The organism is Streptomyces sp. DSM 41931, from assembly GCF_050271085.1.
Lineage (GTDB): Bacteria > Actinomycetota > Actinomycetes > Streptomycetales > Streptomycetaceae > Streptomyces > Streptomyces albogriseolus.
The window spans coordinates 5285001-5296892 of the sequence record NZ_CP189902.1; the positions used below are offsets into that span (position 1 = coordinate 5285001).

The window sequence follows — 11892 nt, forward strand, 5'->3', positions numbered from 1 at the left end:
CTAAGGTAGCGAAATTCCTTGTCGGGTAAGTTCCGACCTGCACGAATGGCGTAACGACTTCTCGACTGTCTCAACCATAGGCCCGGTGAAATTGCACTACGAGTAAAGATGCTCGTTTCGCGCAGCAGGACGGAAAGACCCCGGGACCTTTACTACAGTTTGATATTGGTGTTCGGTTCGGCTTGTGTAGGATAGCTGGGAGACTGTGAAGCTCGGACGCCAGTTCGGGTGGAGTCGTCGTTGAAATACCAGTCTGGTCGTGCTGGATGTCTAACCTGGGTCCGTGATCCGGATCAGGGACAGTGTCTGATGGGTAGTTTAACTGGGGCGGTTGCCTCCTAAAGGGTAACGGAGGCGCCCAAAGGTTCCCTCAGCCTGGTTGGCAATCAGGTGTTGAGTGTAAGTGCACAAGGGAGCTTGACTGTGAGACCGACGGGTCGAGCAGGGACGAAAGTCGGGACTAGTGATCCGGCGGTGGCTTGTGGAAGCGCCGTCGCTCAACGGATAAAAGGTACCCCGGGGATAACAGGCTGATCTTCCCCAAGAGTCCATATCGACGGGATGGTTTGGCACCTCGATGTCGGCTCGTCGCATCCTGGGGCTGGAGTCGGTCCCAAGGGTTGGGCTGTTCGCCCATTAAAGCGGTACGCGAGCTGGGTTTAGAACGTCGTGAGACAGTTCGGTCCCTATCCGCTGTGCGCGTAGGAGTCTTGAGAAGGGCTGTCCCTAGTACGAGAGGACCGGGACGGACGAACCTCTGGTGTGCCAGTTGTTCTGCCAAGGGCATGGCTGGTTGGCTACGTTCGGGAGGGATAACCGCTGAAAGCATCTAAGCGGGAAGCCTGCTTCGAGATGAGGACTCCCACCTCCTAGAGAGGGTAAGGCTCCCAGTAGACGACTGGGTTGATAGGCCGGATATGGAAGCACGGTAACGTGTGGAGTTGACCGGTACTAATAGGCCGAGGGCTTGTCCTCAGTTGCTCGCGTCCACTGTGTTGGTTCTGAAACCACGAACAACCCCATGCCATGGTCACGGCATGCCGGTGGTTGAGTGTTTCATAGTGTTTCGGTGGTCATAGCGTAGGGGAAACGCCCGGTTACATTCCGAACCCGGAAGCTAAGCCTTACAGCGCCGATGGTACTGCAGGGGGGACCCTGTGGGAGAGTAGGACGCCGCCGAACAATTCTTACAAGGGTTGGTCCCTGAACTTCGGTTCAGGGACCAACCCTTTTTTGTTGTCCGTCACTTGACGTTCACGTTGCCTGCCGAGCATCCCGAGTATGGGAACTGCTGCACTGCTCAGGGCGGCCGGCGTAGGAGCCGGTGACGAGGTCGTTGTGCCGGCCTTCGGCAACGTGGAGGTCGCGCGGGCCGTGACGCTCGCGGGCGCGCTGCCCGTGTTCGCCGACATAGACCCGGCGACGTACTGCCTGGACCCCGCCGCGGTCGGCGCGGCGCTGACTCCCCGCACCGCGGCGGTCGTTGCCGTTCACCGCTTCGGACACCCCGCCGACCTGGGACAGTTGCGCGCGCTCGGGCAGCGGCGCGGTCTTCTGGTGCTGGAGCACGCCGAGTTGGACGCCTCCCGTGAGGAGACGGCGCGGCGGCGGGAGCGGGCCGCCTATCTCGACGCCCGGCTGCGTGGGGTGCTGACGCCCGAGGGGGGCGCCGACCACAGCTATCAGCAGTACGTCGTGCGGGTGCCGGGGAACGGGCGGCCCGACCGGGACGCCTTCGCACGTGCCGTACGGGCCAAGGGAGTCGCGTGCCGGATACCCGTGCCGACGCCCGTGCACCGGCTGCCGGAGTTCCGGCGTTGCGTGTCGCTGCCGGAGACCGAGCGGGCCGCCGACGAGACGCTCGCTCTGCCCGTCGACGCCTCTCTGACGAAGCGGGACATGCAGCGGACGGCGTCCGTGTGCAATGCGCTGGGAGGACTGCTCGCACCGGCCCGCTGAGCGTGGTTGGGAGCACGGCTCCGTTCAGGGTATGATCTATTCCGTTGCCACGAGGGAAACCGAAGCGACGACAGGCCCCTATAGCTCAGTCGGCAGAGCGTCTCCATGGTAAGGAGAAGGTCAACGGTTCGATTCCGTTTGGGGGCTCAGCCAGAAAGGCCCCGCCCATTCGGGCGGGGCCTTTCTCATGCCCTGTGGCGGTGGGGGATCAGTCCTGCTGGAGACCCGGCACGCGCATCGCGAGAATCGCCATGTCGTCGGACGGCGCGTCCGAGGCGAAGCGTTCCACCGCGCGCATGATGCGGGCCGCGACCGCGCCGGCCGTCAGCCCCGTACACGTCGTCAGAACCTCGGCGAGGCCGTCGTCGCCCAGCATCCTGGAGCCCTCGCGGCGCTCGGTGACGCCGTCCGTGACGCAGAGCAGGACGTCGCCAGGGTCGAGGGTGACCGTCTCCTCGTACAACTCCAGATTCTCCAGGACGCCGAGCAGCGGCTGCGGTTCGGCGGCCGGTTCGACCGTGCCGTCCTGGCGGAGTCGGAGCGGCAGGGGATGGCCCGCGCAGACCACCTTGAGCTCGGCGCTGCCGTCCTCCTGCGGGCGCATCTCCCCGTACAGGAGGGTGAGGAAGCGGCTCCGCTCGCCCTCGTCGAGGATCGCGGAGTTCAGGCGCTCCAGGACCGACGGGCCGCTCAGGCCCTCCCGGGCCAGCAGGCGCAGCGCGTGCCGGGCGAGGCCGGTGACCGCTGCCGCGTTCGGGCCCGTGCCGCAGACGTCGCCGATGGCGAAGCCGTAGGCGCCGTCGCTGATCGGGAAGAGGTCGTAGAAGTCGCCGCCGACCTCGTTGCCCTCGCCGGCCGCGCGGTAGATGACCTCGACCTCGACGCCCTCGATCGTGGGCAGCTCCGGCGGCAGGAGGCTGCGCTGGAGGGACTGGCTGATGGCCGTGCGCTCCGAGTAGAGACGCGCGTTGTCCAGAGCCAGGGCGGCGCGGCGGGACAGGTCCTCGGCCAGCTCCAGGATCTCCTGGCGGAAGTGCTCGTCGGTCGGCTTGCCGAGCGTCAGCATGCCGATGACGCGGTTGCGGGCCACCAGGGGGAGGACCACCGTCTCGCCGCCGACCGCGGAGGCCGTCGCGAGGGTCGGGCCGATGCCGGTGGTGACGTGCCGGGTGGGGCCACCGCTCAGGCCGAGGCTGCGCATGGACGTGCGCAGGGCCGCCTGATGGGCGACCTCCGCGGGCGCCGACCAGACGCGGGCGCCGGGAGTGGGTACCGGGTCCGGCGGGGGGATCTTCGACAGCAGGGACTTGATGCCGTCGATGAGCTCCTCGTCCTCGTGCAGCACGTAGGACAGATCGGGATCGGAGGACTGGTCGGCGATCGTGTACACCGCGCACCAGGTGGCGAGGGTCGGGACGGTCATCTGCGCCATGAGGGCCAGGGTCTGGTCCCGGTCGAGGGTGCCGGCCAGCAGGTCGGACGCCTCGACGAGGAAGCTGAGGGAGCCGCGGCGCAGCCGCTCCAGCTCGCCCAGGCGGGCGGACTCGACGGCCAGGGCGATGCGGTCCGCGGCGAACTGGAGGCGCAGCGCCTCCTCGTTGGAGTAGCGGCCGGGCGCCTCGGCGGCGACGCCGAGGGAGCCGGTGAGGCGGCCCTCGACCTTCAGAGGCACGGTGACGACCGAGCGCATGCCGGTGCCGTTGAGGAGCGGGACAGCGCCCGGGACGGCCGTGAGGTCCTCATGGACGGCCGGCATGCGGGCGGAGCCGTAGCGGCCGGGGCCGCCCTCCACGGGGACGCGTGCGAAGCGCTGGCGGGCCGAGGGCAGGCCGGTGGAGGCGCGGACCTCCAGCTCGGTCTCGTCGTCGGTGGCGAGCAGCAGGAAGGCGGAGTCGCCGTCGAGCATGTCGCGGGCGCGCTCCACGGTGCGCTGCAGCAGGCCGTCGAGGTCGTCGGGGGCGGGGGAGCCGATGAAGACCTCGAACGGGTCGGCGCTCTGGCCGTCGGAGCCGCCCGAGGAGTCGGGGGCGGGGCCCCGGAGGGGGGTCTGCAGAACCGCCCGTTCGTGGTCGCGTACCAGGAGACACACGGTTGACGGCTCGCCGTCGGTGTCCCGGACGCGCAGGTGGGAGGCGTACACCGGGATGACGCGGCCGTGGGCGCCGCGGATGCCGTAGGAGCCCTCCCAGCGCGAGAGCTGGAGGGCGTCGGCGATGCCGGTGCCGGTGCCGGGGGTGTGCGGCCAGGCGGCGAGGTCGGTGAGGGGCTTGCCGGTGACCTGTTCCGCGCTGTAGCCGAACAGCTCCTCCGCGTCCTCGTTCCAGGCGGTGATGGAGCCGGAGCGGTCGATCTGGACGACGGCGACGCGGACCCGGGTGTCGGCCAGCGGCAGCAGATGGGCGGGTAGGGCGGGACCCGCGGTGCGGGTGCCGACCGGGCGCTCGGGGAGGTCGAGCCGGAACCAGACGGTCTTGTGGGTGGGCGTGTAGTCGACGCCCCAGTGGCCGGCCAGGGCGGCGCAGAGCTGGAGGCCGCGTCCGCCCTCGCGGTCGGGGCTGCCCATGTCGATGGGGGAGCCCTGGAGGGGGATCTCACGCTCGGGATACCGGTCGGCCACCTCGATCCGGACGCCGTCCTCGCTGCGCAGGCAGAGCAGGTCGGCGGAGGTGCCCGCGTGCACGACGGCGTTGGTCACCAGCTCGCTGGTCAGCACCACGGCGTCGTCCACGATGTCGGCGAAGCCCCAGCCCTGGAGGGTGTCACGGACGAAGGAACGGGCGCTCGCGACGGATCGTCCGACGGGCTCGAAGCTGGCGGCCGCGCGCGCGGTGATCACAGAACTCCTCGACCGGTTCTCGACGGGCATGGCTCCCTGGCCGGCCGGCTCGTGCCGCTGGTGCGGCAGACCTTCCGTCGGCCGTGGGTCCGGGGGCTGTTCCCCCGGGATCAGTCCGGTGGTCATGTTGTGCGGCCGCCCCTCCGATGCCCGCTCGTTCCCGTGCCACCGCCCAGGCCGGACGCGCCGGCGTGGCTGGACAGCCGCATGCAAGGTTACTTACCTTCGCGGTCCGAGAGGATGCCGGTCTGCAGTGTTTCCGTCCGAGGTGTTCGCCGTCCGGCGGGTGTGCGGACGATGTGCGAAGCTGCCGAACTGTTATGGCCTGGTTCCGCGGGGGTGAAACACTGGGCAGGCTTGTAGGGAAGGTCCGGGCAGGCAGTGTGGCGCCGGGGCCGGGTGGGCAGCAGCCCCCTGGCGGTGCCTCGGAACGTCGGGCAGGGCATCTCAGTCAAACAGGTAGAGCACGGCGGCAACGGGAGCACCCTGGAGGGTGTCACCGGGCACAGCGGTAATGGTCAACCCCTGCGGGAGGGACACAGTGGAGTCTGGCGCAGCGACGCGGAGCACGAAGACGACGCGCGCGAAAGGCGGACAGTCCCTGAGCAAGGCGGGGAAGGCGCGGGGCGGCACCGTGACGGTGGAGGCGGCGGCGATGAACCGCCTGCTGGGCGCCCTGGTGGCGATGCGGGACGGAAACTTCCGCAAGCGCCTCACGGTGACCGGCGACGGCGTGATGGCCGAGATCGCCGCCGTCTTCAACGAGGTCGCCGACCGCAACCTGCACCTCACGGGTGAGCTGGCGCGGGTGCGCCGCATGGTGGGGCGCGAGGGAAAGCTCACGGAGCGGCTGGAGACGGGGCCCTCGGAGGGCTCCTGGGCGGCCGCGATCGACCACTCCAACGCCCTGGTGGACGACCTCGTACGGCCGGTGTCCGAGGTGAGCCGGGTGCTGTCGGCGGTGGCGGAGGGTGATTTGTCGCCGCGGATGGAGCTGCGGACCCAGGCGCCGGACGGGACCGGGCATCCGCTGCGGGGCGAGTTCCTGAAGGTCGCGCGGACCGTGAACAACCTGGTCGACCAGCTGTCGACGTTCACCGACGAGGTCACGCGGGTGGCCAGCGAGGTGGGCACCGAGGGCAAGCTGGGCGGTCAGGCGCAGGTGCGGGGCATGTCCGGGTCCTGGAAGGACCTGACGGACTCCGTGAACACCATGGCGGAGCGGCTGACGGCACAGGTGCGCGACATCGCGCTGGTGACGACGGCGGTGGCGCGCGGCGACCTGTCCCGCAAGGTCACCGTGCACGTCGAGGGGGAGATGCTGGAGCTGAAGAACACCGTCAACACGATGGTGGACCAGCTCTCCGCGTTCTCCTCCGAGGTGACACGCGTCGCGCGTGAGGTGGGCACCGAGGGCGCCCTGGGCGGTCAGGCGCAGGTGCCGGGTGTGGACGGTGTGTGGAAGGAGCTCACCGACTCCGTCAACACCATGGCCGGGAATCTCACCGCGCAGGTGCGCGGGATCGCCGAGGTGACGACGGCGGTCGCCAACGGTGACCTGTCGCGCAAGGTGACGGTGCCGGCGCGCGGCGAGGTGGCGCAGCTCGCCGAGACGATCAACCAGATGACCGAGACGCTGCGGATCTTCGCGGACGAGGTCACGCGGGTCGCCAACGAGGTCGGCGCCGAGGGGCGTCTGGGCGGTCAGGCGAACGTGCCGGGCGCCGCGGGCACGTGGAAGGACCTCACGGACTCCGTCAACACGGTGTTCCGGAACCTCACCACCCAGGTGAGGGACATCGCGGCGGTCACCACGGCCGTGGCCAACGGTGACCTGTCGCAGAAGGTCACCGTGGACGTGGCCGGCGAGATGCTGGAGCTGAAGAACACCGTCAACACGATGGTCGACCAGCTCTCCGCGTTCGGCGCCGAGGTGACGCGGGTGGCGCGGGAGATCGGCGTCGAGGGCGAGCTGGGCGGCCAGGCGCAGGTGCCGGGCGCCGCGGGCACGTGGAAGGACCTGACGGACTCCGTCAACACCGCGTTCCGCAACCTCACCGGGCAGGTGCGGAACATCGCCCAGGTGACGACGGCGGTGGCCAACGGCGACCTGTCGCAGAAGGTCACCGTGGACGTGTCCGGCGAGATGCTCCAGCTGAAGAACACCGTGAACACGATGGTGGACCAGCTGTCGAGCTTCGCCGACCAGGTCACCCGGATGGCCCGGGACGTGGGCACCGAGGGCCGGCTGGGCGGTCAGGCGCAGGTGCCCGGGGTGTCCGGCACCTGGAAGGAGCTGACCGACTCCGTCAACTCGATGGCCGGCAACCTCACCTCCCAGGTGCGGAACATCGCCCAGGTGACCACGGCCGTGGCGCGCGGTGACCTGTCGCAGAAGATCGACGTGGACGCGCGCGGGGAGATCCTCGAGCTGAAGAACACCATCAACACGATGGTGGACCAGCTGTCGTCGTTCGCCGATCAGGTGACGCGGGTGGCCCGTGAGGTGGGTACCGAGGGCCGCCTCGGCGGTCAGGCGCAGGTGCCCGGTGTGGCCGGTGTGTGGCGGGACCTGACGGACTCCGTGAACGGCATGGCGTCCAACCTGACGGGCCAGGTGCGCAACATCGCGCAGGTGGCGACGGCGGTGGCGCGCGGTGACCTGTCGCAGAAGATCACCGTCGACGCGCGCGGGGAGATCCTCGAGCTGAAGAACACCCTGAACACGATGGTGGACCAGCTGTCGTCGTTCGCGGAGGAGGTCACCCGGGTGGCCCGCGAGGTGGGCACCGAGGGCATCCTGGGCGGTCAGGCGGAGGTGCAGGGGGTCTCCGGCACCTGGAAGGACCTCACGCAGTCCGTGAACGGCATGGCGAACAACCTGACCCTCCAGGTGCGCAACATCGCCGAGGTCACCACGGCGGTCGCCAAGGGCGACCTGTCGAAGAAGATCACCGTCGACGCCAAGGGCGAGATCCTGGAGCTGGTGACCACCGTCAACACGATGGTGGACCAGCTGTCGTCGTTCGCGGAGCAGGTGACCCGTGTGGCCCGCGAGGTGGGCACCGAGGGCATCCTGGGCGGTCAGGCGCACGTGCCGGGCGTCACGGGCATCTGGAAGGACCTGAGCGACAACGTCAACCTGATGGCGAAGAACCTCACCACCCAGGTGCGGAACATCTCCCAGGTGTCCGCCGCGGTCGCCAACGGCGACCTGACGCGGCAGGTCAGCATCGAGGCGCGCGGCGAGGTGGCGCAGCTCGCGGACACCATCAACACGATGGTGAAGACGCTGAGCGCGTTCGCCGAGCAGGTCACCAAGGTGGCCCGTGAGGTGGGCACGGACGGCATCCTGGGCGGTCAGGCGCACGTGCCGGGGGTGGCGGGCACGTGGAAGGACCTCACCGAGTCGGTGAACCAGATGGCGTCCAACCTGACCGGTCAGGTGCGGAACATCGCCATGGTGACCACCGCCATCGCCAAGGGCGACCTGACGAAGAAGATCGACATCGACGCGCGCGGGGAGATCCTCGAGCTGAAGACGACCATCAACACGATGGTCGACCAGCTGTCGTCGTTCGCCGAGGAGGTCACGCGAGTGGCCCGTGAGGTGGGCACCGAGGGCCAGCTGGGCGGCCAGGCGCGGGTGCGGGACGTGGACGGCACCTGGCGGGATCTGACCGAGTCGGTGAACGAGATGGCCGGGAACCTCACCCGGCAGGTGCGCGCCATCGCGCGCGTGGCGACCGCGGTGACCCGCGGCGACCTGAACTTGAAGATCGACGTGGACGCGTCCGGGGAGATCCAGGAGCTCCAGGACTACATCAACAAGATGATCGCCAACCTGCGCGACACCACGATCGCCAACAAGGAGCAGGACTGGCTGAAGGGCAACCTGGCCCGCATCTCCGCGCTGATGCAGGGCCGGCGCGACCTGGAGGACGTCGCCTCGCTGATCATGAGCGAGCTGACGCCGGTGGTGTCCGCGCAGCACGGCGCGTTCTTCCTCGCCATGCCGCTGGTCGACGGCGAGGACCTGAACGCGGCCGACGAGGAGCAGTTCGAGCTGCGGATGCTCGGCTCGTACGGCTACTCCATGGGGTCGATGCCGACGTCGTTCCAGCCCGGTGAGGGGCTGATCGGGACGGCCGCCATGGAGAAGCGCACGATCCTGGTGGACAACGCGCCCAGCGGCTATCTGAAGATCTCCTCGGGGCTCGGGGAGGCGCCGCCGGCCCAGGTGATCGTGCTGCCGGTGGTGTTCGAGGGGAAGGTGCTCGGCGTCATCGAGCTGGCGTCGTTCACGCCGTTCACGGCGATCCAGAAGGACTTCCTCAACCAGATCGCCGAGATGATCGCGACCAGCGTCAACACCATCTCGGTCAACACCAAGACCGAGCGGCTGCTGGCGCAGTCGCAGGAGCTGACGGAGCAACTGCGGGAGCGGTCGGCCGAGTTGGAGCAGCGGCAGAAGGCGCTCCAGGCGTCCAACGCCGAGCTGGAGGAGAAGGCCGAGCTGCTGGCCCGTCAGAACCGCGACATCGAGGTGAAGAACACCGAGATCGAGGAGGCCCGGCAGGTCCTGGAGGAGCGCGCCGAGCAGCTCGCGGTGTCCATGCGCTACAAGAGCGAGTTCCTCGCGAACATGTCGCACGAGCTGCGGACGCCGCTCAACTCGCTGCTGATCCTCGCCAAGCTGCTCGCCGACAACGCCGACGCGAACCTGTCCCCCAAGCAGGTCGAGTTCGCCGAGACCATCCACGGTGCGGGATCCGACCTGCTCCAGCTCATCAACGACATCCTCGACCTGTCGAAGGTCGAGGCGGGCAAGATGGACGTCTCCCCGACGCGCATCGCGCTGGTGCAGCTCGTGGACTACGTGGAGGCCACGTTCCGTCCGCTGACCGCGGAGAAGGGCCTGGACCTGTCGGTGCGGGTGTCGCCGGAGCTGCCGGCCACGCTGCACACCGACGAGCAGCGGCTGCTGCAGGTGCTGCGGAACCTGCTGTCCAACGCGGTGAAGTTCACCGACTCCGGTTCGGTGGAGCTGGTCATCCGGCCGGCCCGGGACGACGTGCCGCAGGCCATCCGGGAGCAGCTGCTGGAGGCCGGTTCGCTGACCGACCCGGACGCGGACCTGATCGCGTTCTCGGTGAGCGACACGGGCATCGGCATCGCGGCCAGCAAGATGCGGGTGATCTTCGAGGCGTTCAAGCAGGCCGACGGCACCACCAGCCGCAAGTACGGCGGCACGGGGCTCGGACTGTCCATCTCGCGGGAGATCGCGCAGCTCCTCGGCGGTGAGATCCACGCGCAGAGCGAGCCGGGCCGCGGCTCGACGTTCACCCTGTACCTGCCGCTGCACCCGAGCGAGCTGCCGCCCAACGGCTACCAGCAGCCGCCCATGCCGGCGCTGGAGGCCGGGGACCTGGTGGCGTCGGCCGAGCTGGCCGCGCCGGAGGCCGAGACCCCGGCGGAGGTGACCTCGTACCGGGAGGCGCGGAACGGTCCGGCGGCGCTGTTCCGGCGCCGGCGCCGGGTCTCCCTCCAGCAGGACCAGCGGCCCTCCGCGGAGCTGGAGGAGTGGCCGGCCGTGGAGCAGGAGCCGCAGACGGCGCGCACGCCGCGCAAGGGCATCCGCTTCGGCGGGCAGAAGGTGCTGATCGTCGACGACGACATCCGGAACGTCTTCGCGCTGACCAGCGTCCTGGAGCAGCACGGCCTGTCCGTGCTGTACGCGGAGAACGGCCGCGAGGGCATCGAGGTCCTGGAGCAGCACGACGACGTGGCGGTCGTGCTGATGGACATCATGATGCCCGAGATGGACGGGTACGCGACGACCACGGCGATCCGGCGGATGCCGCAGTTCGCCGGGCTCCCGATCATCGCGCTCACCGCGAAGGCGATGAAGGGCGACCGGGAGAAGGCCATCGAGTCGGGCGCCTCCGACTACGTGACCAAGCCGGTCGACCCGGATCACCTGCTGACGGTGATGGAGCAGTGGATGAGGGGGGAGTGAGACCGGCGGCGGCAGGGCGTGGGAAAGTGGCGGGAAGCGTCCGAGGACGCGCGGAGTGGTCCACGCGTCCTGCGCGATGTCGTGTAGAAGTGCGGTATACGGGGAACCTTCTGGTCTCCCGCAGCGTTTCCGCTACGTGCACAGTGACATCACGGTGACAGGGTGTGGCGACAGGCGGGGTGCGGCTACGATGACCGGCACAAGGACGGGCGGCGCAAGGGAGTCGTCCCCTGGGGCGGCACCCACCGGTGCTGTGTCAGGTCCTGCTGACAGGGAGGGCCCCAAGCCGGGGCGAGGAGGGCGGGCCATGGTGCAGAAGGCCAAGATCCTCCTGGTCGATGACCGGCCGGAGAATCTGCTGGCGCTGGAGGCGATCCTCTCGGCGCTCGATCAGACGCTGGTGCGGGCATCGTCCGGGGAGGAAGCGCTCAAAGCACTGCTCACGGACGATTTCGCGGTCATTCTGCTGGACGTCCAGATGCCGGGGATGGACGGTTTCGAGACCGCCGCCCACATCAAGCGGCGGGAGCGGACCCGGGACATCCCGATCATCTTCCTCACCGCGATCAACCACGGCCCGCACCACACCTTCCGGGGGTACGCGGCGGGCGCGGTGGACTACATCTCCAAGCCGTTCGACCCGTGGGTGCTGCGCGCGAAGGTCTCGGTCTTCGTCGAGCTGTACATGAAGAACTGCCAGCTGCGGGAGCAGGCGTCGCTGCTGCGGCTCCAGCTCGAGGGCAGCGAGAAGGACACGGGGGAGTCCAAGGAGTCCGCGGGGCTGCTCGCCGAGCTGTCGGCGCGGCTCGCCGCCGTCGAGGAGCAGGCCGAGGCGCTCACCAAGCAGCTGAACGACGAGTCGACCGACGCGGCCGCGGTCGCCACGGCGGCCCATCTGGAGCGCAAGCTCACGGGATTGCGGCGGGCGCTGGACGCCCTGGACCCCGGGACCGGGAGCGCGTCGTCGGTGTCCTCGCAGAACTGACCCCGCCCGCGCGGGCCTTGCCCGCCCCCGGAAGCGGCCCTCGCCCTGAGGGGGCGTCAACTCCGCGCGTTCGGAGCACCACGCGTCAGCTTC

Annotated in this window: 4 protein-coding genes, 1 tRNA gene and 2 rRNA genes (1 of these 7 cut by a window edge); 6 read left to right on the forward strand and 1 reads right to left on the reverse strand. The window is 69.0% G+C overall.

Annotated features, from left to right (window positions below):
• The 4 genes from ACP7TJ_RS24460 to ACP7TJ_RS24475 form a co-directional block, all read left to right on the forward strand.
• Positions 1 to 975: ribosomal RNA gene (locus ACP7TJ_RS24460) — 23S ribosomal RNA — on the forward strand (it extends 2149 nt beyond the left edge of the window).
• A gap of 90 nt (positions 976 to 1065) precedes the next feature.
• Positions 1066 to 1182: ribosomal RNA gene (gene rrf / locus ACP7TJ_RS24465) — 5S ribosomal RNA — on the forward strand.
• A gap of 99 nt (positions 1183 to 1281) precedes the next feature.
• A complete protein-coding gene (locus ACP7TJ_RS24470) occupies positions 1282 to 1959 on the forward strand; it encodes a DegT/DnrJ/EryC1/StrS family aminotransferase (protein WP_093765171.1) in 678 nt (225 codons plus the stop codon).
• A 74-nt stretch (positions 1960 to 2033) separates the two neighbouring features.
• Positions 2034 to 2106: transfer RNA gene (locus tag ACP7TJ_RS24475), tRNA-Thr, on the forward strand.
• Between the two features lie 61 nt (positions 2107 to 2167).
• Here ACP7TJ_RS24475 and ACP7TJ_RS24480 read toward each other — a convergent pair.
• The gene (locus tag ACP7TJ_RS24480) at positions 2168 to 4921 is read right to left on the reverse strand and encodes a SpoIIE family protein phosphatase (protein WP_093765172.1); all 2754 of its coding nucleotides are present in this window, start codon (positions 4919 to 4921) and stop codon (positions 2168 to 2170) included.
• A 415-nt stretch (positions 4922 to 5336) separates the two neighbouring features.
• Here ACP7TJ_RS24480 and ACP7TJ_RS24485 point away from each other — a divergent pair, with 415 nt between their 5' ends.
• Positions 5337 to 10814, forward strand: coding sequence for a HAMP domain-containing protein (locus ACP7TJ_RS24485; RefSeq protein ID WP_093765173.1), 5478 nt, complete (start codon positions 5337 to 5339; stop codon positions 10812 to 10814).
• Between the two features lie 307 nt (positions 10815 to 11121).
• Positions 11122 to 11799, forward strand: a complete 678-nt coding sequence (locus ACP7TJ_RS24490) for a response regulator (protein ID WP_167743596.1) — start codon at positions 11122 to 11124, stop codon at positions 11797 to 11799.
• Positions 11800 to 11892: the final 93 nt, after the last annotated feature.